The organism is Pseudoalteromonas sp. '520P1 No. 423' (assembly GCF_001269985.1).
Lineage (GTDB): Bacteria > Pseudomonadota > Gammaproteobacteria > Enterobacterales > Alteromonadaceae > Pseudoalteromonas.
The window spans coordinates 3,203,798-3,228,117 of the sequence record NZ_BBZB01000001.1 but is presented as its reverse complement, the minus strand read 5'-3'; the positions used below and the strand labels follow the sequence as shown (position 1 = coordinate 3,228,117).

21 protein-coding genes and 10 tRNA genes are annotated in these 24,320 nt (G+C 36.1%); 21 read left to right on the top strand and 10 right to left on the bottom strand.

The window, feature by feature from the left end:
* Positions 1–315: 315 nt before the first annotated feature.
* The 6 genes from PSA_RS14805 to PSA_RS14780 form a co-directional block, all read right to left on the bottom strand.
* A complete protein-coding gene (locus tag PSA_RS14805) occupies positions 316–1,644 on the bottom strand; it encodes a PAS domain-containing sensor histidine kinase (RefSeq protein WP_042142448.1) in 1,329 nt (442 codons plus the stop codon).
* Between the two features lie 15 nt (positions 1,645–1,659).
* The gene (locus PSA_RS14800; RefSeq protein WP_042142446.1) at positions 1,660–3,042 is read right to left on the bottom strand and encodes a sigma-54 dependent transcriptional regulator; all 1,383 of its coding nucleotides are present in this window, start codon (positions 3,040–3,042) and stop codon (positions 1,660–1,662) included.
* 116 nt (positions 3,043–3,158) lie between these two features.
* Positions 3,159–3,521, bottom strand: coding sequence for a DUF3192 domain-containing protein (locus tag PSA_RS14795; RefSeq protein ID WP_042142444.1), 363 nt, complete (start codon positions 3,519–3,521; stop codon positions 3,159–3,161).
* A gap of 19 nt (positions 3,522–3,540) precedes the next feature.
* Entirely contained in the window at positions 3,541–5,964 is a 2,424-nt protein-coding gene (locus tag PSA_RS14790) for an ADOP family duplicated permease (protein ID WP_052379799.1), read from the bottom strand.
* Positions 5,965–5,975: 11 nt separating this feature from the next.
* A complete protein-coding gene (locus PSA_RS14785; RefSeq protein WP_042142440.1) occupies positions 5,976–6,680 on the bottom strand; it encodes an ABC transporter ATP-binding protein in 705 nt (234 codons plus the stop codon).
* 11 nt (positions 6,681–6,691) lie between these two features.
* On the bottom strand, positions 6,692–7,948 hold the full coding sequence (locus PSA_RS14780; RefSeq protein WP_042142438.1) for an efflux RND transporter periplasmic adaptor subunit: 1,257 nt from the start codon (positions 7,946–7,948) through the stop codon (positions 6,692–6,694).
* A 280-nt stretch (positions 7,949–8,228) separates the two neighbouring features.
* On the opposite strand from PSA_RS14780, the gene ruvC reads away from it, so the two are divergent.
* The 21 genes from ruvC (at position 8,229) to PSA_RS14675 (ending at position 19,535) form a co-directional block, all read left to right on the top strand.
* Positions 8,229–8,750 (top strand): crossover junction endodeoxyribonuclease RuvC, encoded by a 522-nt coding sequence (gene ruvC / locus PSA_RS14775; protein ID WP_042142436.1) that lies wholly within the window; start codon positions 8,229–8,231, stop codon positions 8,748–8,750.
* A gap of 22 nt (positions 8,751–8,772) precedes the next feature.
* Positions 8,773–9,411 (top strand): Holliday junction branch migration protein RuvA, encoded by a 639-nt coding sequence (gene ruvA / locus PSA_RS14770; protein ID WP_042142434.1) that lies wholly within the window; start codon positions 8,773–8,775, stop codon positions 9,409–9,411.
* Positions 9,412–9,447: 36 nt separating this feature from the next.
* Positions 9,448–10,461 carry a Holliday junction branch migration DNA helicase RuvB gene (gene ruvB, locus PSA_RS14765; protein ID WP_042142432.1) on the top strand — a complete coding sequence of 338 codons (1,014 nt, stop codon included), beginning with the start codon at positions 9,448–9,450 and terminating at the stop codon, positions 10,459–10,461.
* Positions 10,461–11,165 (top strand): metal-dependent hydrolase, encoded by a 705-nt coding sequence (locus tag PSA_RS14760; protein WP_042142430.1) that lies wholly within the window; start codon positions 10,461–10,463, stop codon positions 11,163–11,165. The genes ruvB and PSA_RS14760 overlap by 1 nt, the downstream gene beginning before the upstream one ends.
* A 716-nt stretch (positions 11,166–11,881) precedes the next feature.
* The gene (gene tolQ / locus PSA_RS14755; protein ID WP_042142428.1) at positions 11,882–12,574 is read left to right on the top strand and encodes a protein TolQ; all 693 of its coding nucleotides are present in this window, start codon (positions 11,882–11,884) and stop codon (positions 12,572–12,574) included.
* Positions 12,574–12,999: a protein TolR gene (gene tolR, locus PSA_RS14750; RefSeq protein ID WP_042142426.1), complete on the top strand. Its 426-nt coding sequence runs from the start codon at positions 12,574–12,576 to the stop codon at positions 12,997–12,999. The genes tolQ and tolR overlap by 1 nt, the downstream gene beginning before the upstream one ends.
* 17 nt (positions 13,000–13,016) lie before the next feature.
* Positions 13,017–13,919 carry a cell envelope integrity protein TolA gene (gene tolA / locus PSA_RS14745; RefSeq protein ID WP_127924054.1) on the top strand — a complete coding sequence of 301 codons (903 nt, stop codon included), beginning with the start codon at positions 13,017–13,019 and terminating at the stop codon, positions 13,917–13,919.
* Between the two features lie 47 nt (positions 13,920–13,966).
* Positions 13,967–15,295: a Tol-Pal system beta propeller repeat protein TolB gene (gene tolB, locus PSA_RS14740; protein WP_371257862.1), complete on the top strand. Its 1,329-nt coding sequence runs from the start codon at positions 13,967–13,969 to the stop codon at positions 15,293–15,295.
* Positions 15,296–15,338: 43 nt separating this feature from the next.
* On the top strand, positions 15,339–15,878 hold the full coding sequence (gene pal, locus PSA_RS14735) for a peptidoglycan-associated lipoprotein Pal (RefSeq protein WP_042142420.1): 540 nt from the start codon (positions 15,339–15,341) through the stop codon (positions 15,876–15,878).
* Positions 15,879–15,898: 20 nt separating this feature from the next.
* The gene (gene ybgF / locus PSA_RS14730; RefSeq protein ID WP_042142418.1) at positions 15,899–16,651 is read left to right on the top strand and encodes a tol-pal system protein YbgF; all 753 of its coding nucleotides are present in this window, start codon (positions 15,899–15,901) and stop codon (positions 16,649–16,651) included.
* Positions 16,652–16,855: 204 nt separating this feature from the next.
* Positions 16,856–16,931 (top strand) — tRNA-Lys (locus PSA_RS14725).
* Between the two features lie 69 nt (positions 16,932–17,000).
* Positions 17,001–17,076: transfer RNA gene (locus PSA_RS14720), tRNA-Lys, on the top strand.
* A 41-nt stretch (positions 17,077–17,117) separates the two neighbouring features.
* Positions 17,118–17,193 (top strand) — tRNA-Lys (locus PSA_RS14715).
* Positions 17,194–17,234: 41 nt separating this feature from the next.
* Positions 17,235–17,310, top strand: a tRNA-Lys gene (locus PSA_RS14710).
* Between the two features lie 69 nt (positions 17,311–17,379).
* Positions 17,380–17,455 (top strand) — tRNA-Lys (locus PSA_RS14705).
* 69 nt (positions 17,456–17,524) lie between these two features.
* Positions 17,525–17,600, top strand: a tRNA-Lys gene (locus PSA_RS14700).
* 69 nt (positions 17,601–17,669) lie between these two features.
* Positions 17,670–17,745, top strand: a tRNA-Lys gene (locus PSA_RS14695).
* 41 nt (positions 17,746–17,786) lie between these two features.
* A tRNA-Lys gene (locus PSA_RS14690) sits at positions 17,787–17,862 on the top strand.
* A 47-nt stretch (positions 17,863–17,909) separates the two neighbouring features.
* Positions 17,910–17,985, top strand: a tRNA-Lys gene (locus PSA_RS14685).
* A 179-nt stretch (positions 17,986–18,164) separates the two neighbouring features.
* Positions 18,165–19,205 (top strand): quinolinate synthase NadA, encoded by a 1,041-nt coding sequence (nadA, locus tag PSA_RS14680; protein WP_042142400.1) that lies wholly within the window; start codon positions 18,165–18,167, stop codon positions 19,203–19,205.
* Positions 19,206–19,447: 242 nt separating this feature from the next.
* Positions 19,448–19,535 (top strand) — tRNA-Ser (locus PSA_RS14675).
* 89 nt (positions 19,536–19,624) lie between these two features.
* Here the strand turns inward: PSA_RS14675 and PSA_RS14670 are convergent.
* The 4 genes from PSA_RS14670 to PSA_RS14655 all read right to left on the bottom strand — a co-directional run bounded on the left by PSA_RS14670 (position 19,625) and on the right by PSA_RS14655 (position 24,312).
* Positions 19,625–20,263: a hypothetical protein gene (locus PSA_RS14670; RefSeq protein WP_052379798.1), complete on the bottom strand. Its 639-nt coding sequence runs from the start codon at positions 20,261–20,263 to the stop codon at positions 19,625–19,627.
* Positions 20,264–20,381: 118 nt separating this feature from the next.
* Complete coding sequence (locus PSA_RS14665) at positions 20,382–22,238, bottom strand: acyl-CoA dehydrogenase (RefSeq protein ID WP_042142398.1); 1,857 nt, start codon at positions 22,236–22,238, stop codon at positions 20,382–20,384.
* A 20-nt stretch (positions 22,239–22,258) separates the two neighbouring features.
* On the bottom strand, positions 22,259–23,548 hold the full coding sequence (locus PSA_RS14660; RefSeq protein WP_042142396.1) for a hypothetical protein: 1,290 nt from the start codon (positions 23,546–23,548) through the stop codon (positions 22,259–22,261).
* Positions 23,545–24,312, bottom strand: coding sequence for an outer membrane lipoprotein-sorting protein (locus tag PSA_RS14655; protein WP_082305738.1), 768 nt, complete (start codon positions 24,310–24,312; stop codon positions 23,545–23,547). The genes PSA_RS14660 and PSA_RS14655 overlap by 4 nt, the downstream gene beginning before the upstream one ends.
* Between the last annotated feature and the right edge of the window lie 8 nt (positions 24,313–24,320).

Sequence of the window (24,320 nt, the reverse complement as noted above, 5' to 3'; positions counted from 1 at the left end):
AACTTAAAGTTTATTTTTTAAAGCCTTTTTTTATACTTGTTTTTTGAGTATGATCCGCGCTCGTTTTTTGCTCTGTTTTAATTGAAGTAGCTGTAATTAGCAGTTTATGAGGCTTATTGTGATCGTTTTTCTAAGTATTTTTTTCGCCCTTTCATTATATATTCGAGCAATTAAAAAGGGCATGCCAACCAAGCGTTGGTTCATTATAGGGAGTTTATTAGGGCCGTTAGCTTTTATAATGTTTAATTTACATTACCGCAGAGCATTATTGCGCTGTATCCCTGAACATGCAATTTTATGGCGAACTTAGAACAACTATTCTTCAACAGGTAAATCAATAGTCGCTAAGCAACCGGTTTCATTGGGTTTATTTTTTAAACTGAGTTGACCACCATGTACTTCCAAAATCTGTCTACACAGTACTAACCCTATGCCAGAACCTTGTTTTTTTGTGGTGTAAAAGGGCACGAATAAGTTACTTTCATTAGTAATACCACACCCTTGGTCGCTTATAAAAAGTTGAAACTTTTTATGATCTAACTTCCAACTTACGTCTATTTTGCCATTGTTATTTGTGGCATTAACGGCTTCAACTGCATTTTTAATTAGGTTAATTATTACTTGTTCAATTTGTACCGGATCAATTAAGAGTGACACTTTTTCACTAGGACACACCGTTATCTTGTTATTTTGATACAGTGGAATAATTTTATTTATCAGCTCATGGATGTCGGTTTTTGTTTTTTTAGGTTCAGGCAAATGTGCTATTTGTTTATAACTGTTCACAAAGTTAGTTAAGTTATTAGCCCGTTGAGCAATAATCGAAAGCCCATCTACTAAATTCTCTTTATGTAGCTCAATGTTTTGTTGTTTAGACATCATACGCTTTAATGTTTCACTGATTGAAGCTATAGGCGCCAGAGAGTTATTTATTTCATGGCTGATCACTCTTACTAAACTTTGCCATGCATTACGTTCTTCAACTCTTAATAATTGGCTGACATCGGTTAGGAATAATAATTTATGTTGCTTACCTTCTTCTCTAAACTCTTCCATATACACATTAAACTTTCCTTGCTGTTTATCAAAAGAGAGGTTCATCACTTTAGTTTGTCCACGCTCAAAATCTTTTAATTGTTCAAGCTGGTTTAATGATGCTGTTTCTTTAGATTTGCTTGATAAGCCCAATAACTTCTCTGCTGCCGGATTAATGAAAGCAAGTTCGTTATTTTCATTCATTGCTATGGTAGCCACATCGATATGTTTAATTACTGTTTGCAACAAAAACTGACTTTCTACAGATTCAGTTCTTTGTTTTGTCAGCCTTTTTGCTAATAAGTTTACAGAATCGACTAATTCATTTAAAGCTGTATTCCCCTCACTTGTGCGAGCTCTTAAGCTGTAATTTCCTTGGATCATGGCATCGAGTAAGTTGCAAATGCTGCGAAATTGATAGGCTGAAATTTGATGGATTCTAGTATGACAAAAAATGATAATAATACTGAACAATAATATCGTTAATAATACCAGTGGCGTAGAGATATCAGCGTACACCATCATAACAATTAATAAAAAAAATACAGGTAAACATGCAATTAAAGATAATAGGGTTAATTGCTTTTCAAAAGAGGTTTTATTTTTCATTGTGATATTTGAAACCTACATTTTTTCTAATCGTCGGTAAAAAGCGCTTCTACTTAAACCAAGAGATTTAGCAGCTTTAATCACGTTACCATCAAAGAGTGATAGTCTTTTATCAATAATATTTAGCTCTAAAGTTTCAAGCGTTGCTAAATTATTAGGGTCTTCTTCAAATGAGTGAGTTGTATTAGGGGCTTTCTGTGAGCTTGGTAAACCTAAATCATCAACTGATATTTCATTTGTTTGGCAAAGAATATGCGCCCGTTCCATTACATGATTTAGCTCTCTAATATTACCAGGCCAATCATAATCCAATAAGGCCTGTTGTGCTGTTTTATGTATTATGAGTTTACGTGTATGATGCTTAAGCGCCATTTGAGATAAAAATGACTCAGCTAATAAAATGATGTCTTCTTTGCGTGCTCTTAAAGGGGGGATTTCTATGGCAATGGTATTTATTCTATAGAGTAAATCTTTTCTAAACGCGTTATTGTCTACAGCTTGGTTTAAATCCGCATTAGTGGCGCTGATAAGCCTAATATCTACAGATTGGGTTTTATTAGCGCCTACTTTTTCAAATTCACTATCTTCTAAAACTCTCAGTAATTTACCTTGCTGAGAATAGGGGGTATTAGCTATTTCATCTAAAAACAATGTGCCACTGTCTGCGAGTTCAAACCTGCCAATACGCGTTGTTTTGGCATCAGTGAAAGCGCCTTTGGTATGACCAAACATTTCACTTTCAAATAATGTTTCTGTCACTGCGCCCATATTAACGGAGATTTGGTTTGCATTTTTTCTATTTGAATGCGCATGAATATAACGTGCAAACATGCTTTTACCTGTGCCATTTTCACCCGTTAACAAAACACTAGCTTCACTTTTAGCAACTTGATTTATAATAGTGAGTGTTTTTTTCATTTCAGCTGATTGAGCGATAAGCTCACCACTAAATTCACTATCAACTTGTTGCTGTAATAACTGATTTTGTTGACTTAGTTTTTGAGAGGTCTTTTCACTGTTAGCGAGTTTAATTTGATTATTTATTATGGCAATCAGCCTATCAATATCCCAAGGTTTTTGAATAAAGTCATTTGCGCCATTTTGCATTGTGCTTACAGCGACTTCAATGGTTGCCCAACCAGTCATCACAACTATGGGCAGATGCTCGTCACACTTCCTAATAGAAGCAATGAGTTCTAAGCCTTCTTCACCTGAGGTTGTATCTAGAGAGTAATTTAAATCCATTAATACTAAATCAAAACTGTTAGTTTTAATTGCCTCTAATGCCGATTTTGGTGTTTCGGTAAGAATTACTTTAAAACCTTCAGACACTAACAGCATTTTTAAAGCGCTTAAAACATCTTTATCGTCATCTACCAGTAAAATATTTTGCATCATTTTTATGTTTATAATTCCTTTGATAAGCTTAGTATATACTGTCTTAATTCTAAGTAATTGAAAATAAATTAAAGTAACGTTATTTGATAAACGTTACTTTTAAGTTATTTATATGTCTATTGATTTACTCTTAATAAAGCATCATGCCCCCAACCAATTAACTGATTATTTTTAAAAATAAGCGGGGTAGTTTCATCTTTAGAAGTCACATCATCATGGTGCTGGCGCGATGTACGGTAGTAGTTTACACGGTACTCTTGATCATTTTTCATAAATGCTTCTGTGAAATTTGGTAGACCAAGTTGGTGCTCTATTTGTGTTCGTGTACTATTTAAACTCAGTTGGCTAATAACTTCTCTATTCTTCTTTTGAACATGTTGCCAATTTTTATTTGAATCTTCATTGCTGTGTATAAATACACAACCACTTAAAATACTAATAGAAAGTAAAGTGAGTGATAGTTTTATAAATGTATTCATTATTGTTTCCTATATTTAATTATTCGTGATGTAGTGCATCACTAGGTTCCATTTCTAACGCTTTTTGTGTTGGTAAATAAGTTGCTAACATAACAACACTGCCTATTATGCTAATAATCGTTACCGAGATAATGATTAAAGAGTCACTGCTATTACCAAATAGTTGTGACATGGCATATCCCATAGCACAGCCTGCAATAATGCCAGGTATCCCACCCCATAAAAGTTGCTTTGCACCTGCTTTTAAAAACTCCTTTGTTATGGTTTTTTCATCAGCGCCTAAGGCACGTTTTATACCTATTTCTTGGGTTCTTTGGTTAATGGTATTGGACATCACACCATAAATACCACTTGCAGCAAGTATCACAGCAGCAAGTGCAAACAATGCTGTTAATGAACTTATAAATTTAATCGGTGCTGTAAAACGTTCATTGCTCTGCTCATAAGTTTCTATTTTATATGAAGGTAATAGCGGATCTATTGATTGCAATGTTTTACGTAATGTTGAGGTTGCTACATTAATATTTGATTTCATACGCATTGCAATCGTAAGTTGTTGTCTAGGGGATTGTGTCAAAGGTCTAAACACAGATGGCTGCGCGCGACCTTCACGATTGCCTTGAATCGTGTTTTCGACGATACCGACTATTGTGATCCAAGTCATTTGTTCTGAATCAGTTTGTGCTACCCGAAAGCGTTGACCAATTGCATTCGAATCTTTGAAATGTTGATGCGCAAATTCTTGAGTCACTAATGCAGTATTTTTATCTAAACCATTGTCACTAGAATTAAAGTAACGACCGCTTTTTAAATCAACGCCAAGTTTTTGTAATGCATCTGGCATGATAGAAATATAGTTAGCTTTTGGATAACTGATATTGTTATCTTTACTGTATTCTTTGCTTTGTAAAATCAGCTTTTCTTCTGTGCTGAAGTCACCAGGTAAAGCTGTTGCAATCATAACCTCACCGATACCTGGACTGTTTTCTAAGCGAGATTCCAGTGTTTTAGCAAATTGTACTTGTTTGTTTTTATCATCATATTGTTTATCAGCTAACAGGACTCTTGCTGTAAGGATATTATCTGTATCAGCACCAATATCTAGGTTACTTTGCTGGTGGGCGGCATAAATCATCACACTTGCTGCAATTAAAATGGTCATTGATATAAAAATTTCACTGATCACTAAAAGTTTATTGAGTCTTCCTGCTTTTTTGCCAAGTGCACCTCGGGTGCCATCGCGTAATACACTGTTAAAGTCATTACCTGAGTTTTTCCATGCGGGTAATAAGCCAGTTACGACAATCGTGATGATTAAAATAATTAAAAATAGTTTGATTGTGTAGCCATCAATTGCAAATTTCCACCAAAAAGCTGTTGGGTTAATAAAAAATGTTTGTGTAATTGGGCCTGACACTTCTAGTCCCCAAGTAACGATTAATAATCCAATGACGCCACCTAAAGTACAAATAATGATGCTTTCCCATAACATTTGGCTGATCAGACGAAACCTTAGCGCACCTAAAGCAACACGAATGGCAGTTTCTTTTGAGCGTTCAACTGCACGTGACAGTAATAAGTTACCCACGTTTATCGAGGCTAATGCTAAAATTAAAACCGCAACAATATGCATGTTATAAATAACGGGTTGACCATCACCGGCGCCTGAGCCTGGTATTGTAGTAACATACGCTGAAGTTGCTGAGTTTGTTTGTGGGTACTTATTTTCAATACGTTTCATTATGACAGCTAATTGCTGATCAATTTCAGTTAGTGAGGTGTGAGTATCTATATGTGCTAAACCAAATAAACTAGGTGTATCTATTCGAGTTAATTTGGTTTTATCTTCAATCATAGGTAGCCACATTTGTGCTGTATTTGGGAATAAATAACCCTGTGGCATTACACCTATGATCTGATGATTATTGCCATTTATATTTAAAGATTGCTCAGTTACTTCAGGATCACCTGCAAACAGGTTTTGCCATAAATCGTAACCAATAACGACTACTTTATTGGCGCCAAACAGACTTTCATTGGCATTAAAACTTCGTCCTAAAACTGGTTGAGTACGTGTAATTTTAAAGAAATTAGGTAGTGTAAGAATTGCGCTATACCGTCTAGCACCATCACTTGCAGACACAGTGACGTTGGTATTGCTATAACCTGTAAACTCAGATAATCCTTTTATGCTTTTTTTAATTTCTTGATAATCTAAAAGGTTAAGTTTATCGGAGCTGATAGAACCATTATGTGATGCACTGAGCATTACCAGTGATTCACCATCTTTAAAGTCTAAATCTTTAAAAAGAATAGTATTAAAGAAAGAGAACATATAAAGGCTTAAACCGATACCTGCAGCCATCACTAAAGTTGTGAGCGCTGTAAATCCCGGTTTTTTTGCTAATAATCTTAATGCATATTTAAAATCTTGAAATATCATAATATATTCCTCTAAGCAGCTTTAGTGGTCTTAACTTGGTCTGATACCAAATGACCATCTAAAATTTCAATGTTTCTATTAGCCTGCTCTGCAGAACGGGGGTCATGGGTTACCATGCAAATTGTTGCGCCTTTAGCATGTAATTCATCTAATAATGCCATTACCGCTGCTGCATTTTTAGAGTCGAGGTTACCTGTTGGCTCATCTGCTAGAATAATAGAGGGATTTCCTGCGATAGCTCTTGCAACAGCAACCCTTTGTTGTTGACCACCAGATAATTGAGATGGGAAATGTTTTGCTCTATGCGCCATATCAACTTGAAGCAGAGCATTTTTGACCATCTCTTTACGCTGATTTTTATTTAAGTCATTACGATAAGTCAATGGTAACTCAACATTTTCTTCAACATCTAAATCACTGATCAGGTTAAATGATTGAAAGATAAATCCTACTTCAGTATTGCGAATTTTAGCTCTTTGTTGTTTTGAAATATTTGACACATCATGCTCTGCCAGTTGATATTTACCGCCTGTGTTGGTATCTAATAAGCCTAATAAAGATAATAAAGTTGACTTACCACACCCTGATGGGCCAGAGATAGAAACGTATTCTCCCTTATTGATTGTTAAGCTTATTTTACTTAATGCATGTGTTTCTACGTCTTCTGTATAAAATACTTTGTCAATATTTTCTAATTTGATTAATGGATTGCTCATAATAATGTCCCTTAATTTATTCTGATTTTTTTATGTGTGTCCCAATTACTTGGATCTGACACTATGATTCTTTCGCCTACTGCTAGGCCATTTAAAATTTCTATTTGATTAATAGAACCTTTACCTAACATCACAGTGATTTGCTCTGCGAATCTGCCATCACTGCTGACTTTGTATAGTGAAGAAGTACTTTGACTTTGAGCAAATAACGGCCTATCTATAAATAAAGTGTTGGCAATATAAGATATTTTAATTTCACCATCGACTGTAAGATCTGGTCTTGCATCACTTGGTAAATTATCAGTAAAAGAGACATCAACTTGTACGCTGCCGTTCACTACTGCGGGATCTACTCTTGAAACTGTGCCAAAGACCTTATTATTACGTGTATCTATAATAACTTTTTGACCTATTGCGACATCTCTAATTTGAATTTCAGGTATTTTCAGTTCGGCTATTAAATCATTTTTTCGGGCGAGTTTAGCTATATTACCGCCCATATTGACTCTTTGACCAGCTTCTACTGGCACTTCTTGAACGACACTATCTAATGTTGCCACTACCATTAAGCTATCAACTTGCTGTTGTGCACGTTCTAATGTTTTTTGCATTTTATTCAATCGTGCTTGTCGCGCATTACTTTGTACTATGATGTTCTGTTGAACTTTTTGTAGTCGAGCCGTTTGTAGATCTAACCTCTGACTTAATTGTATTGTTTCAAGTCGCGTTTTTTCGTAATCAATTTTAGAGATCACACCAGAACCACTTTGATATAATTGCTCTTGCGCATCTTGTTTTAATTTACTGCTTTCATAATTTAACTTGGCATCTAACATTAATGATTTTTGGTCTAATAATAAGGCTTCTTGTTCTACTTTAGCCGCTTTACTTTCAGCTATTTTAGCTTCAAGTTCCCATTTAGTTTCTTCAAGTAGCTGCTCAAGTTGTGGGTTACTCAGTTGAACTATTAATTCACCTTTTTTAACTGACTTACCTGCTTTGACTATCACTTTTTCAACTCTAGCTTCTACATTTGATGATAACCATTGAATATTTCTTGGCACTAAGATCCCTGAACCTCTCACTGATACTGAAAATTCACCACGCTTAACAGAACCTGTGACAATTTCATTGGCATCTACTGAAAAATCGGCCTGAGCTAAATACCATAAATAATACATTGCAGTAGCGACAACTGTACAAGCTAAGCCCCAAATTAATAATTGTGTGTATTTAGGTTTTTTTTGTTTTGCTATCGATATGTCCAAAATGCGGCTCCATTTTAAAATATATTCATTACTTTCATCTCATAGAGCAGGTAGCGTGCCACTTATTTAAGTTATTGTTACCTTTGTGTTTTATGGTGTTTATTGTTGGTTTTTATTTAGTTGTCCCATGTGTGGGATAGTGCTAATTTAGAATATCCCATGAATGGGATTTTTTATCTTTAAATAAACTAGATGATATTTAAATTACAATACACTGGTAATTTATACAGTTATAAGCCATTATCCCCAATATTATATGCATTAAAGATTTAGGATCCACTTGGCAATCATTTTAGCGATAGATCCAGGCTCCCGATTAACTGGATATGGTGTTATTGAACAAAAAGGTAGTCGGTTTACTTATTTAGGCAGTGGTTGTATTCGTCTAGGGGGAGGACCTATACCTGAACGTTTGAAAATGATCTACCAAGGTGTCACTCAACTGATAGAACAATTTAAACCTGATACCTTTGCAATAGAGCAAGTGTTTTTAGCGCATAACCCAGATTCAGCTTTAAAATTAGGCCAAGCAAGGGGGGCTGCGATTGTTGCTGCTACTATGGCTGACTTACCTGTGACTGATTATTCTGCTAGGCAGATAAAACAAGCTGTTGTGGGAACGGGTTCAGCAGATAAAAAACAAGTACAACATATGGTTAAAGCGATTTTAAAACTCCCTGCCATACCGCAAGCAGATGCAGCCGATGCATTAGCTATCGCTATGTGTCATGGTCATTCTCAGCAGAATTTAATTAAAATGTCAGGACAAGCAAAAAAAGTTGTTCGTGGACGACTTAGATAAAAAATATTAAAAAGGTAAAAAAATGATAGGACGATTGAGCGGAATATTAATAGAAAAACTACCGCCTGAAATTTTATTAGATGTAAATGGTATTGGTTATGAAATACAATTACCAATGACAAGTTTTTATAATTTACCGTCAGAAGGACAAAATGCAACTGTATATACGCATTTTGTGGTGAGAGAGGATGCTCAATTACTATATGGCTTTAATAATAAAATTGAGCGAGCATTATTTCGCGAGTTATTAAAAGCCAATGGCGTTGGTCCAAAACTGGGTTTAGCTATTTTATCTGGCATGTCAGCTGAGCAATTTGTAAGATGTGTACAAAATGAAGATGCGTCAACTTTAGTTAAAATTCCTGGTGTAGGTAAAAAAACAGCTGAGCGTTTAGTGCTTGAGATGAAAGATAGACTGAAAGATTGGGGCATGGATTTATTTACACCATTTACAGATGCAACAAACGAAGATGGCATTGTACTTGAAATGCAAGGTGCACCAATTGTTGACACTTCTGAAGATGATGCTATTGCTGCATTAATGACGTTAGGATACAAACAAACTCAAGCAGAAAAGTCAGTAAAAGCAGCCAAAGGCTCAAATTGTAAAGGTTTAAGTTCTGAAGAGCTGATAAAAGCCGCCTTAAAGTCAATGATTTAATACTTAATAAAATAGTTAACAGTAGAAGCAAATAAAATGATAGAAGCAGATAGGCTGATAGAACCTGAAATTCAAGGTAATGAGGATGTTGTTGATAGGGCGATTAGGCCTAAATTATTAACAGATTACACAGGTCAGCCTCATGTTAAAAAGCAGATGGAAATCTTTATTGCTGCGGCTAAAGCCAGATCTGAACCGCTTGATCACTTATTAATATTTGGTCCACCGGGGTTAGGTAAAACCACTTTAGCAAACATCGTTGCCAATGAGTTAAATGTAAATATAAAAACTACATCAGGCCCTGTGCTTGAAAAAGCAGGCGACTTAGCGGCACTTTTAACTAATTTAGAAGAAGATGATGTCCTTTTTATTGATGAAATTCACAGATTAAGCCCTCAAGTTGAAGAAATTCTATATCCTGCAATGGAAGATTACCAGCTAGATATTATGATAGGTGAAGGACCTGCTGCACGTTCAATTAAACTTGATTTACCGCCTTTTACATTAGTGGGTGCAACAACTCGTGCAGGTTCTCTTACATCACCTTTAAGAGATCGATTTGGCATAGTTCAAAGACTGGAATTTTATTCTGTTGAAGACTTATCAAAAATTGTTAATCGTTCCGCTGATTTTTTAGATTTACCTATGAATGAGCAAGGTGCGATGGAGATAGCGCAGAGATCTCGAGGCACGCCGCGTATTGCTAATCGTTTATTACGCCGAGTTAGAGACTATGCACAAGTAAAAGGTGATGGTGCAGTCACCTTAGAAATTGCGCAACAAGCTTTAGATATGGTAGATGTAGATAAATCAGGTTTTGATTTTATGGACCGAAAGTATTTATTAGCGATCATAGAAAAATTTATGGGTGGGCCTGTTGGTTTAGATAACTTAGCTGCGGCAATTAGTGAGGAAAAAGAAACCATTGAAGATGTCATCGAACCTTATTTAATTCAGCAAGGGTTTATTCAGCGTACGCCAAGAGGGCGTATAGTGAGCGACCGAGCTTATCTACATTTCGGTTTAACGGTAGCCAATAAAGAAAGTTAATGGCAAATTTTGCAACTCATCTAAAAGTGAGTATTTTTACAAGTGCAGCTTTAAGCTCAATTGTTCTTAATACTCATATCGCAACAGCATCTGAAAGTATTATATTATTTATGATAGGTGCACTTTCAGGTTTATTACCAGATTTAGATGCTGATAACTCAAATTCAATCGATTGGCTATTTAGCATATTAGGGGTCACTCTTACTGTTTGCTTTATCATATTGATACCACAATCATCGGTTGTTGTACTTTGGTTAATGGCGGGAGCTGTTTACCTGGCGACGCATTGGCTCATAAAACCTATATTTGAAAAGTTAACGGTTCACAGAGGGAGTTTACATTCTATTTTTGCTGTTTTAATGTTTAGCTTGATTGGGATCTGTGGCGCATTGTTATTATTACAATCTTTGAATATGGCATTATTGATTGGGTTATTTATTGCTTTAGGCTCTATTACACATTTAATATTGGATGAAGCTTATAGTGTAGATCTTGAAAATAACGAGATAAAAGCTTCTTTTGGTACTGCAATGAAGTTAATGGATTTTCGATTTCCTTTTACCAGCTTTTCTCAAGTTGTTTTGATAGGGTGTTCTCTTTTCTATTTATATCCCCACATGTCAGAAATTATTAAGCAAGTTTTAGTATGGCAAGAAAAGCTATTGCTTATAAACTTTATACCTCAATTCCTTCTAGATAGTTGATTATCTAAGGCTATAAGTAATTTAATTAATAGTATCACTTAAATTTTAGGCAAAAAAAAGCCCGCACAGTGTGCGGGCAAAACAACAAGTTGGAAGGGAATCCAGGGTTTATCTAAAGTTTCACTTTAAATGAGTTCATAATACGAATAAATCAATCATCATATTATTAAGTATCTGTGCTGTAGAGAAGTGCTCTACATGTCTTAGCAAGGTACGGGAAGAATAATATAGTTTAACTGGTCGGGCTTCAAACTAGAAAAATTAATTTTTCGGATTAGAAAAAATAATGTCGAATACTTATTTTGTGAGTATATACATGATTAATAATTTGTTAATTTATTGTATGTCACTGTTTTTTATGTTTTATTTAAATTTCGGTTTATTTTTAAACGATTAGTTTTCTTGTTTTTAACAACTTATTTATAAGTGGAATTACTTGTTATGCATTTTTTTTGCATAAAACCGATAACCGATTAATAAATAAATTTAATAAAATTTGTATTTAATTGAAATATGTTTGTTATTTAACTGAATATTTTGTAATTCACGGTAAATTGATTGTCACAGCTTTATTGACTGGTTACACTAGAGCGGTTGTTGTATAGGGCATGATAGAAATAATGAAAATAGAATGAACTATTTGAATTATATATCTCTAATAAGTAAATCTATCATTCGTAATCCCTATTTTTATAAAGTATTGAGGAAAATATATCGTGTCATCTGAATTGTCATTTTTCGATTTAATTCTTAAAGCAAGTCCATTAGTGCAACTAGTAATGCTTACATTAGTTGCAATGTCAGTTGTGTCTTGGACTATGATTTTCCAACGTCAAAAAGTACTTAAGCAAGCAAAAATCAGTTCTCAAAAATTTGAAGATAAATTTTGGTCAGGCAGTGATCTAAGTAAGTTATACAATGAACTGTCAGCACGTAGTAATTCTCTAGAAGGTCTTGAAAGCTTATTTTGTGCTGGTTTTAAAGAATTTGCTAGATTATCAAAAAATAACATGGCATCCGCAGGTACGATTATGGATGGTACACACAGATCTATGCGTGTCGCTTTATCGAGAGAAACTGAAAAGCTTGAAGCTAATTTATCATTCTTAGCAACGGTTGGTTCGATTAGTCCTTATATCGGTTTATTTGGTACTGTTTGGGGGATAATGAATGCATTTATCTCATTGGGTGCGGTTAAACAAGCCACTTTACAAATGGTCGCGCCTGGTATTGCAGAAGCTTTGATTGCAACTGCTATGGGTTTATTTGCAGCCATTCCTGCTGTTGTCTTTTATAATCGCTTTGCACATAAAGTAGAAATCCTTGATTCTAACTACGGTAACTTTATGGAAGAATTTTCTAATATTCTTCACCGTCAAGCTGTAGCAAAAAATGAGACTAATGCTTAATGTATCAAAGAAAAAAACGTCGTCCAGTTGCTGAGATAAACGTAGTACCTTACATAGATGTTATGTTGGTATTACTCATTATTTTTATGGCCACAGCTGCCACTATCACACAGGGTGTTGATGTAGATTTACCAAAAATGGAAGAGTCTGAATTAGTTGAAACAAAAGAAGCGCCCCCGATAATTGTTTCAATCAATGCTGATGGGAAATATTTCGCATCAATTGGCATAGATCCAGAAGCTGAAATGGAAGCCATAGATATCGCAGCGCAAGTTAAACTTGCTTTAGATAAAGATCCTAAAACGCCTGTAATGATAAAAGGTGACGGTAGAGTGTCATATCAAGAGGTCTTACTCTTAATGGATTTCTTAAAAAAAGCAGGCGTGCCATCTGTAGGATTAATGACTAAGACTTTTGAGAATTAATAGTGACATTTAACGAAATTTTACCTTCTTTATTAAAATCATCGGCATTACATTGTGTTTTGGCTATAGGCTTAGTTGTCAGCGTATCATTCCAAGATGATACGCCAGAAGTAATGCAAGTAAATTTAAATCAAGAGAATGCTATTGAAGCTATTTCAGTCGATCAAAGTGCTGTAGACAAACGCATAAAAGAATTAAAAAAAGATGATGCAAATAAAAAACGCCAAGAAGAGCAACGCATCAAGAATCTAGAAAAACGTGCCAATGAAGCAAAAAAACAACGTCAGTCAGAAGCCCGCAGAATCAAAAAATTAGAGCAACAAAGACAAGCAAAAGAAAGAGAAAAGAAAAAAGCAGAAGCCGCAGCTAAATCAGCAAAAGCAAAGCAAAAAGTTGAGCAAGATAAAGCAGCAAAAGCCAAAGCTAATAAAGAAAAAGCAGAAAAGGCAGCCAAAGCAGCGGCCAATAAACGCAAGAAAGAAGAAAAAGCACTTGCCGATGCGCAAAAGGCGCGAAAGCAAAAAGCAATTGAAGAAAAACGTAAAGCAGAAGCTGCTCGTCAAAAAGCACTTGCCGAACAAATGCTACAAGAGCAAATGGCACAAGAACAAGCTATTCGCGCAAAAGCGAAGCAGAAACAAGTATTAACAGAAGTAGAAAAGTATAAAGCCATGATTATGGGGCGTATACAGCAAAACTTCTTAAAAGATGAAAAAATGAAAGGAAAGCAGTGTCGATTGAACATTAGACTTGCTTTTAACGGTCTGGTAACCAAAGCAGTTTCACTTGGCGGTGATAAACTTGTATGTGAAGCTGCTTTACGTTCGATACGTATGGCTGATACATTACCGGTTTCAAAAGATAGAGCTGTATATGAACAGCTAAAAAATATTAATTTTACGTTTAAACCTGATTTTTAAGGGCTCCCATGTTAAATCGGCTTAAAAGCTTAGTTTTAGTTACATTTATGTTGTCAATTGGTGCAATAAGTACCAATAGTTATGCTGTACTTGAAATAGTGATCACCGATGGTATTAATGGTGCCCGGCCAATAGGCATAGTACCTTTTAAATATGAAGGTGTAGGTGAACTCCCCTCAAGAATATCGGATGTGATTGCCTCTGATTTACGTCGTAGCGGTAAATTCAACCCTATTGCAACGATTAATATGCCACAAAAACCTTCTCAAGATACTGAGGTTGATTACAGTGCTTGGGCTGCAGAAAAAGTTGAAGCGATTGTAGTTGGTAAAGTAACGCAACAAACCGGTGGTAGATATTTAATTAGCTATGAATTAATCGATATTTATCGTGGTCAAATAACTGGCGGTCAAACGCAAATGTTGGCAAATGGTAAGTTAATGAATAATCAGGATCATGTACTTGATGCCAGACAAACTGTGATAACTGAAGATAGATTTCGCCGTTACGGACATCGTATCAGTGACGTTGTTTATGAAGCGTTAACTGGTGAACGTGGTGCCTTTTTAACTAAAGTTGCATACGTTGTAGTACGTGATGAACAAGAGAGACCTTATCAATTAGTAGTTGCTGATTACGACGGTCAAAATGAGCAAGTTTTACTGCGCTCTAAAGAACCATTAATGTCGCCTACATGGTCACCAGATGCTACAAAACTTGCTTATGTGACATTTGAAAACCGTCAAAGCCAAATTTATATTCAAGATATCTATACTGGTAAGCGTGAACTTGTTACTTCTTACAAAGGCATAAATGGCGCACCAAGGTTTTCACCTGATGGCACTAAGCTTGCGATAGTATTATCAAAAGATAAAAAAGGTGCTACGGAAGTTTATGTTTTAGATTTAAAAACACGCACTGAACGTCGCATTACGCGCCATAGAAGTATTGATACAGAGCCAAGTTGGCATCCAAATGGTAATGAGATCATATTTACGTCTGAAAGGGGTGGTAATGCTCAGATTTATAGCGTAAATTTAACGACTGGAAAAACTCGTCGACTTACTTTTGACGGAAATATGAATCTGGCAGGCTCAATTTCACCAGATGGAAAAGAATTGGTTATGGTAAATCGTACCTTAGGTCGTTATCATATCGCAAAAAAAGAACTTAGTTCAGGCGACTTTCAAGTATTAACAAGAACGCGTTTGGATGAATCACCGAGCATAGCACCAAATGGCTCGATGATAATTTATAGTACGTTACATAATAATAAGCAGGTATTAGCTTTGGTATCGATGGACGGTCGCTTTAAAGCACGTCTTCCTGTCGCACAAGGACAGGTGAAAGCCCCAGCTTGGTCGCCATTTTTATAATTAACGAATTTTGATTTCACTTTTAGCAATAGGGATCTACTCGATGCAACTTAACAAAATATTTAAAGGCCTGCTTATTGCTGTGCCAGTAATGACATTAACAGCATGTAGCTCATCTTCAGATATAGATGAAGGTGCAGCAAATCAAAGCCAAACAAATCAACTTGAACAGCAAAAAAATGAAACTGTTCAAGTTGAGACTATTTCTCGTGAAAAGTCAGCTGAAGAAAAACTTCGTGAAAAGTATGATGCACTGCGTCAAGAGCAAGTTATTTATTTTGACTTCGATAAAGCGCGTGTAAGCGGTCAATATGCTGAGTTACTGCAAGCACATGCTGATTTCTTAGTTAATAATGGTTCAGTTAAAGTACTGATCGAAGGTCATGCTGATGAGCGTGGCACGCCAGAGTACAATATCGCGCTAGGTGAGCGTCGTGCTCAAGCTGTTTCTAAATACCTTCAAAGTTTAGGTGTTTCAGAAGGTCAAATCTCACTAGTAAGTTACGGTGAAGAAAAGCCGATGGTTAAAACTCGTGACGAAGCTGCTTTTGCTAAAAACCGTCGTGCAGTGCTTGTATACTAATTTAAAGTAGAAAAGAAATTATGAAGCCAAAATTAATTTTGGCAGCTATGATTCTGAGCGGGAGCACCCAGGTAATGGCTGCTCCCGCTCCTGTTTCAGATGTTGCTTTAAATAGTAGTTCTAGCAAAGTGGAGTCAAGACTATCTGCTTTAGAGAATATGATCAAAACGCGAAATTTGTTACAAGTAGAACTGCAACAACAAATCGAAGTTTTACAAGATGAAGTAAATCAACTTCGTGGTACGACTGAAGAGCAAGGTCATAAAATAGAAAAAATGCTACAGCGACAACGCGAGCTTTATCAAGAAATTGAAGACCGTGTCTCAGAAGCTTATGCACAACCTGCACCTGTAGTAGCTGAAAGTACAAATACTCCAGTTGTATCTATTAGTAATGATCTGTCTGAGAATGAAGCTTATGATCGTGCTGTTCAGCTTATTATGAAAGATAAACGTTATGATCAAGCTGTGCCAGAATTCCAAGCATTTTTAACGAGTTTTCCTGAGTCGGTTTATGTACCTAATGCACATTACTGGTTAGGGCAATTGTTGATGATGAAAAGTGAAACAACACAAGCGCAAACTCATTTTGAATCTGTTGTAACGGGTTATCCTGATTCAAATAAACGTGCTGATGCTATGCTTAAATTAGGTACGGTTTATCAAAAACAAAATTTAATTGTAAAAGCGAAACAAATTTTACAAGATTTAATATCTCAATATCCAGATTCGACAGCAGCTAAATTAGCAACAGATCGATTATCTAAATTTTAAATGTGAGAGAATGAATTGTTTTTAGACTGCTTTTTGCTAAAAGCGGTCTAAAATCAATCAAACAGATAAAAAACTTCATAAATATAGTTTTTTAAGTTGCACTCAGTGTGTAAATAAGTATTATAAGCGCCCGCAGCCAGAGAGGATTGTAAAAAACTTTCGAAATGCGAATTATAAAGTAGAGCGTAATCTTTATAATAGAACGGGTCATTAGCTCAGTTGGTAGAGCAGTGGACTTTTAATCCATTGGTCGATGGTTCAAGTCCATCATGACCCACCATTCTTATTTAATTTAAGAATGTAGGTGAGACTTCAGTCTTACAAACCGGCAGGTTAATGCAAATAGAGCGGGTCATTAGCTCAGTTGGTAGAGCAGTGGACTTTTAATCCATTGGTCGATGGTTCAAGTCCATCATGACCCACCATTCTTTTGAATGGCACACCGGCAGGTTAATGCAAATAGAGCGGGTCATTAGCTCAGTTGGTAGAGCAGTGGACTTTTAATCCATTGGTCGATGGTTCAAGTCCATCATGACCCACCATTCTTTTGAATGGCACACCGGCAGGTTAATGCAAAGAGAGCGGGTCATTAGCTCAGTTGGTAGAGCAGTGGACTTTTAATCCATTGGTCGATGGTTCAAGTCCATCATGACCCACCATTCTTATTTAATTTAAGAATGTAGGTGAGACTTCAGTCTTACAAACCGGCAGGTCAATGCAAATAGAGCGGGTCATTAGCTCAGTTGGTAGAGCAGTGGACTTTTAATCCATTGGTCGATGGTTCAAGTCCATCATGACCCACCATTCTTATTTAATTTAAGAATGTAGGTGAGACTTCAGTCTTACAAACCGGCAGGTCAATGCAAATAGAGCGGGTCATTAGCTCAGTTGGTAGAGCAGTGGACTTTTAATCCATTGGTCGATGGTTCAAGTCCATCATGACCCACCATTCTTATTTAATTTAAGAATGTAGGTGAGACTTCAGTCTTACAAACCGGCAGGTCAATGCAAATAGAGCGGGTCATTAGCTCAGTTGGTAGAGCAGTGGACTTTTAATCCATTGGTCGATGGTTCAAGTCCATCATGACCCACCATTCTTTTGAGTGGCACACCGGCAGGTTAATGCAAATAGAGCGGGTCATTAGCTCAGTTGGTAGAGCAGTGGACTTTTAATCCATTGGTCGATGGTTCAAGTCCATCATGACCCACCATTCTCTTGAATGGCACACCGGCAGGTCAATGCAAATATCTCCAGAATGGGTCATTAGCTCAGTTGGTAGAGCAGTGGACTTTTAATCCATTGGTCGATGGTTCAAGTCCATCATGACCCACCATTCTAAAACAACATCTTTAATATCAAATTCATATATCTTCTTATTTTATTTAATATCCTAGTACTGTCATTTCAGCTTAATATTTCGTATAATTCGGCACAATTTTAAATAGTATTATTTTCACTTTAATGTAGCCGTCATTACAACAATTTTAATAGTGAAGATAATTGGTCGAGAAAATGAATTTAGCTGAAAATTATATGCCTGAGGGATACATCTTTCCTCCAAAGCCAGCCCCTTTATCTGAAACAGAAAAGTCAGACTACAAAGCAAGAATTAAACAACTATTAATCGAAAAAAATGCGGTTTTAGTTGCGCATTATTATACCGACCCTGAAATTCAAGCATTAGCAGAAGAAACCGGTGGTTGTGTTGCTGACTCATTAGAGATGGCGCGTTTTGGTAAAACACATCCTGCTACAACAGTTGTTGTTGCCGGTGTACGTTTTATGGGTGAAACATCAAAGATTTTAACGCCACAAAAAACAGTTGTAATGCCAACATTAGCAGCAACCTGTTCTTTAGATGTCGGTTGTCCAATTGATGAGTTTTCAGCATTTTGTGATCAGCACCCTGATCGTAAAGTTGTTGTATACGCAAATACCTCTACAGCAGTTAAAGCGCGAGCTGATTGGATTGTTACCTCTTCTTGTGCACTTGAGATTGTTGAGCACCTTGATGAGCAAGGTGAAAAAATAATCTGGGGACCAGACAAACATTTAGGTTCATACATTCAAACAAAAACTGGCGCTGACATGATCATGTGGGATGGTGCTTGTATTGTTCATGATGAATTTAAAACAAAAGCACTAAAGGATATGAAAGCACTTTATCCTGAATCGGCTGTATTAGTTCACCCTGAGTCACCTGCTGAAATTGTTGAATTAGCCGATGCAGTTGGTTCAACTAGTCAATTAATTAAAGCAGCACAAACAATGGACAATAAAATGTTTATTGTAGCGACAGATCGCGGTATTTTTTATAAAATGCAGCAGCTATGTCCTGATAAGGAGTTCTTTGCAGCTCCTACAGCCGGTGAAGGCGCTACTTGTAAAAGTTGTGCTAATTGTCCTTGGATGGCAATGAATGGCTTAAAAGCGATTGAAGAAGCTTTAATCGAACCAGCTGATAAAGAAGTATTTGTAGATATGACATTAAGAGAAGGTGCACTTAAGTCACTTAATCGCATGTTAGATTTCTCTGCAAGCTTGAAAAAATAGCCTGTCAGATTTTTAAAAGTAGCTTTACTCAAATGGCTATGCTTTTTGAGTAAAGGTATTACCTACCGAAATAAACCCCTTTTTATCATAATCTCAATAACACTTAACGAAATATAATAAATTTCGCATACAAATACGCTTAATATATGTTCACTTAAACAAAACAGATCGTTTTTTTCTTGCGAAAGAACGTAATTTTCCCTACTATGCGTATCGATTAACCTGTTAAGCAAAAATAATGCGGTGAGATGTCCGAGTGGCCGAAGGAGCACGCCTGGAAAGCGTGTATACGGAAACGTATCGTGGGTTCGACTCCCACTCTCACCGCCACTTCTTTTAAAGATCCTGTCAAAAGTCCCAAATAAATCAGGCCACAAGGAGAGTTAGATTGTGTCCTGTTTACAAATGCCATCTAATGACTAAAGCTTACTTTTTATAAACGACAATATCTCGTCTTTTTCTTTGCTTTCTTCTTGCTTCAATAAATCAAAGATCTTACTTTCTTCTTGCTTTTTGATTGCATCAAAGTCAGGTTTAAAAGGTGTGCCATCATAGTATTTTGCACTCGTGCCTTCTCCTTCAGGTGAGCCATGATCTGCATTGATTGATTCGCGCCATACCCAAGCATGTCGTGCCCATTCATCTTGATCAACTAGTTGAGGGGCGGTAAACCATACATTCCACGAAAGGACATTTTCCTTTTGTAGCATATTGCCAGAGCCTAAATTAAAAACATCAATAATGAATTGGTTAAATCTATCAACTTCTGGGTAACCAGTTTTGATAATTGAGCCAATTTGAACTTTTAAGTGACCTACAGACCAAGCTTCGTCTTCATGCTTTGCAAAATCAGGAATATCAAAATCCTGGCTTTGTCCTTTGACCAGTGGAAATATAGGTTGCTCAGGTTCTTTAACTAAACTTGTTGTGATAGTAATAGCTTGCGATTTTTTAGATGGAAAGGGGCGACCGCTGCTTTCAAATATTCCCCATAGTTTTTTCACGATGAAGTTTTGTTTTACACTTGGGCTGAACCATACTTTACCAACTACACCCATTTCAGCTGTAATCTCGCGAGTGTCTTCGTTAACCTAGCCTCTCGTACCAGTAACGGTACTGAAAATTAGTAAAAATAATGACATTGGTGACAGTTAATCCACCAATGCCATTAAATATTTAAGGTAAAAAAGTTGTAATATCTGCATTTACCGCACTTTCATCTTCGAGTGCAATGATGTCAGCTGTGCTAAATACATTAGGTAAAATATTATTAATATAAAATTGTGCTGAAGTGATTTTACCTTGGTAGAACTCAGATTCACTTTGGCTAATATCAGCGAGCATGGCGTTGTGGGCAGTAATAGCGCCATCAAGTAATAACCAAGATACGGTGACTTCGGCCATCATTTGTAAAAAGCGGGTTGATACTGCAAAAATCAGTTCCATTTTTTGTACTTTGATCCAACTTCCCATTAATTTATGTGTATCAGTTAAACTGTACAGCGCTTTCTCTAACATGTTTATCGATTTTTCAAACTGTGGGATATATTTGTTTTGCTCGATAAATGCCATTACGTTTTGCTCAAATAAAGCTAATAGTTTTGAGTGACGACCCATAGCCAGTTTATCTCTAAATAAATCAGCTGATTGCACAAAATTAGTGCCCTCCCATAAAGAGAGCACTTTAATATCTCTGGCATATTGTTCAACAGGGTGATCTTTAATATAGCCATGACCGCCATAAACCTGAATAGCCAATTCGGTTATTCTAAATGCTTGATCTGAGGTATAGGCTTTAACTATAGGAGTCAGTAAGTTTACTAATGATTGGTGCTGATATAATTGGGTTTCACTTTGCTCAGTTGTTAACAAACCATTTTTCTGTTTAATTTCAATATTAGTTGTCATGCTTTGATGAAAGCATAGCTTAACGATTAAAGCGCGACAGCCTTCTACCTTACTTTTCATTTCAAGCAGCATACGTTTTACATCGACATGGGCGATAATTGGTACGCGTTTCGCTTTTGGATTAAATGACTGTTTAAAATCAGTCCCTTGAATACGTTCTTTTGCATATTCGGCTGCATTTAAATAAGCACTTGATGCCATTCCTAATGCATATATGCCCGTTGCGATGCGAGCGAGATTCATCATGGTCATTAACTGGCGTAGGCCAACGTTTTCTCTCTCTCCTAATAAATATCCATAACAGGGTGATTCGGCACCAAAAGTTAAGTGGCTGGTGGCACAGCCATTAAGGCCCATTTTATTTTCTAATCGTAAACATTTTACGCCATTACTTTGCTGTTCTAAATCTATTTTTGGTACAACAAAACAGGATAAACCAACAGTACCTGTTCGTGCGCCTTCAACTCGGGCAAGTACAATATATGCTATGTTTTTAGTTAATTGGTGCATGCCTGCAGAGATAAATATTTTTTCTCCGGTGATTTGGTAGCGACCGTCTGACTGTTTAATTGCTTTTGTTCTGCAATTACCAACATCGCTTCCAGCATCAGGTTCTGTCATGCATAAACAGGCTCCCCATTCATTAGCTGCAAGTTTGTCGCAAAATATGTCTTTAAGCTGTTGGTTGCCAAATTTATCAATTAAATATAATGCAGGACTACAAAACCCTGAATAAATCATAAACGCAGGGTTTGCACCCATAAATAGTTCATTTATTATTTGCGCTAGAATGTAAGGAGCACCTAAGCCGTTATATTCTTCAGGTGCGCCTAAACGGCCCCATTGCGCCGATATATAGTCATCCCATAGCGTTTCAAAACCTTTGGGGAGTTGTACTTTGCCATCTGACATTAATTTACAGCCATCTCTATCAGATGATTGATACAAAGGGCCCAACTTTTGATAACAAAATGTATGGGCGTGTTCTATTAAATAATTGCAGAAATCTTGATCGAATTCAGGGTATATATCTGAATCCAGAATGTGTTTTTGTACTTTAAATTGTTGCCACAGTAAAAACATGTGGTCGCGTAAATCAACGCGAAAAGCATTATTTGATGTCATGTTTAACTCTTATTATTGTTTTAAAATGCCCAGTTAAATACTAGTCGCATACTGTGCTGATTAGGGTTTAAACCATATTCACAATTCTTACAGCCATTGAATAATTCAAATTGCAATCGACTGGTAAGGTGATTGTTCCATGATTTGAGTAGCTCAAGGCGATGTAATTGGCTGTTATCATTAAGATTGAATTGCATACTTTGCCTATACTGCCAAAGCGCATTAGAAATTGGCGTAGCATACATTAAATACAGATAATTCTGCCTCAATTGCCCCTGACTTAAACTATTTAATGAGGTCGTTAAGTAATTATAATCTTGCGCACTCGCTTGGTTGTTAATCACATTTTGATAAGCCGTTGTACTTTTAGTTGATATTTCAGACCATTCGTCACGGGTAAATCCGTGTTTAGTATTTAAATATTCTAATCTGAAATTATGGCCTGAATCTAATGTATAGCCGGCACCTATCAAAAACTTTTGCCATTGTTTAGCATCATTTTGGACTAAGTTATTTTCACTCAGTAATATTTGTGTTTCTTGGTCTCTTTGATGCAACAAACTCCATTCAAATCGCATCGTCATATCGTCGGTTATTAATTTATTATAACTGGCAGCATAATTGAGATTTTGATTGGGTTGTTTATGTAATAATAACGAAAAGTCATGGCTACCTTGAAAGCCTAAACGGGCAATATATTGTTGCTTATGATTTTTAGCTTTAGTGATATAATCTGCGATGACTAATTGATAAAACCAGTTGTTTTGATTGAATTTTATAGTGGCCATATCCCAGCCTTTTTGCTGGTTTAGGTCATCTAAATCTATATAAGGGCGGTCTCTGTCAGGTTTTAATAAGTTGGTTAAATTCCAATTAAATCCTGTACTCCATTGGGTTTTTATTCGCCCTAATTGCCATTGCCATGCATAATCGTCGCTAGTCCAATTAATATAGGCTTCTAATACTGTGGTATCAGTTTCACTTTGATTATTAGTATGTTGATATTGCGCTATGGTACGGGCTCTGGCTTGAAAATTACTTTGCCATTGGGTTTTAACTTGCCAATCAATTACTGCAAGTTGTTTGTTTTGTTCAAAGTTAACTAAACCAGGGTTAAAACTTTGTTCTTCATTGATTTTGTTATTTTGAACATAAGTTTGTATTCGAGTCTTATGCTCATATTGCTTTGGTGTTACTTTCTTACTCTCTGTAAAAGGGTCATCAGGTATTGTATTTTTTGCCCATGATTGAAGGCTAAAAAAACTTAAGTAAACTAAGCTACAGCAAAGGTATAAATTATTCTTGCTCATAAGCTTACAATCGCTTCTTTATTAAATAGCGCATCAGGTAATTCACTGCTGCGGTAATTATCAAACAACATCCAAGTATAGCTACCGGCAATTAAAGGGTCTGATAACAACATTTTGTGTACTTTTAGCTCACCATTAAATTCTTTAAATGCTTTATATTGCGCAGTTTTAAGTAATTTACCTGAACGGGCATAATATTCACTTTTAATCGGTTTAAAAGGCGCTTGGTTTTGCAACCAGAATGTGACTTTTTGATAACTCATATTACTTTTTTTAGCTCTGAGCTCTAATTGTATTTGCTCGGGGTTATCTTGGGGTATGATTTCGCCAGTATAATCTCGGCTAAAATTACTGCCAGTGACATCGGCATTACTGGTTTCTCCTAGTAACCTTTGTGCTGGAGATATTCTAATAACCTTACGCGTACCTGGTATATATAACCACATGTCGCTGTGTTTTTTTAATAGTATACGACCTTGTTGTCTGGCAGGTGATTGAAACTTAACTAACGAACTATCCTGTTTCACATCTACTGATAGTTGATTAGTTCGGCTATCTCTATTTTCTTTATAGCTTACATTGGTGATGTCAAAGCTAAAACCTTCGCTATTTAGACCTCTATATGAGTCAATAATTTGTATTAATTGGCTTGCGCTATAATTTTTTTTGGGTGATAAATCATCATTTACTTGTTCGCTGTTAGCGTTATCAGCAGTTGCGGATAAAATAAAATATAGTGCAATTATGAGTAGGTGTTTATTCATGTTTATTC

Bases quoted from the DNA above. Each gene is read 5' to 3' on its own strand.
- PSA_RS14805 (WP_042142448.1), bottom strand. From the start codon at position 1,644: ATGAAAAATAAAACCTCTTTTGAAAAGCAATTAACCCTATTATCTTTA.
- PSA_RS14800 (WP_042142446.1), bottom strand. From the start codon at position 3,042: ATGATGCAAAATATTTTACTGGTAGATGACGATAAAGATGTTTTAAGC.
- PSA_RS14795 (WP_042142444.1), bottom strand. From the start codon at position 3,521: ATGAATACATTTATAAAACTATCACTCACTTTACTTTCTATTAGTATT.
- PSA_RS14790 (WP_052379799.1), bottom strand. From the start codon at position 5,964: ATGATATTTCAAGATTTTAAATATGCATTAAGATTATTAGCAAAAAAA.
- PSA_RS14785 (WP_042142440.1), bottom strand. From the start codon at position 6,680: ATGAGCAATCCATTAATCAAATTAGAAAATATTGACAAAGTATTTTAT.
- ruvA (WP_042142434.1), top strand. From the start codon at position 8,773: ATGATAGGACGATTGAGCGGAATATTAATAGAAAAACTACCGCCTGAA.
- ruvB (WP_042142432.1), top strand. From the start codon at position 9,448: ATGATAGAAGCAGATAGGCTGATAGAACCTGAAATTCAAGGTAATGAG.
- PSA_RS14760 (WP_042142430.1), top strand. From the start codon at position 10,461: ATGGCAAATTTTGCAACTCATCTAAAAGTGAGTATTTTTACAAGTGCA.
- tolR (WP_042142426.1), top strand. From the start codon at position 12,574: ATGTATCAAAGAAAAAAACGTCGTCCAGTTGCTGAGATAAACGTAGTA.
- tolB (WP_371257862.1), top strand. From the start codon at position 13,967: ATGTTGTCAATTGGTGCAATAAGTACCAATAGTTATGCTGTACTTGAA.
- pal (WP_042142420.1), top strand. From the start codon at position 15,339: ATGCAACTTAACAAAATATTTAAAGGCCTGCTTATTGCTGTGCCAGTA.
- ybgF (WP_042142418.1), top strand. From the start codon at position 15,899: ATGAAGCCAAAATTAATTTTGGCAGCTATGATTCTGAGCGGGAGCACC.
- nadA (WP_042142400.1), top strand. From the start codon at position 18,165: ATGAATTTAGCTGAAAATTATATGCCTGAGGGATACATCTTTCCTCCA.
- PSA_RS14670 (WP_052379798.1), bottom strand. From the start codon at position 20,263: ATGGGTGTAGTTGGTAAAGTATGGTTCAGCCCAAGTGTAAAACAAAAC.
- PSA_RS14665 (WP_042142398.1), bottom strand. From the start codon at position 22,238: ATGACATCAAATAATGCTTTTCGCGTTGATTTACGCGACCACATGTTT.
- PSA_RS14660 (WP_042142396.1), bottom strand. From the start codon at position 23,548: ATGAGCAAGAATAATTTATACCTTTGCTGTAGCTTAGTTTACTTAAGT.
- PSA_RS14655 (WP_082305738.1), bottom strand. From the start codon at position 24,312: ATGAATAAACACCTACTCATAATTGCACTATATTTTATTTTATCCGCA.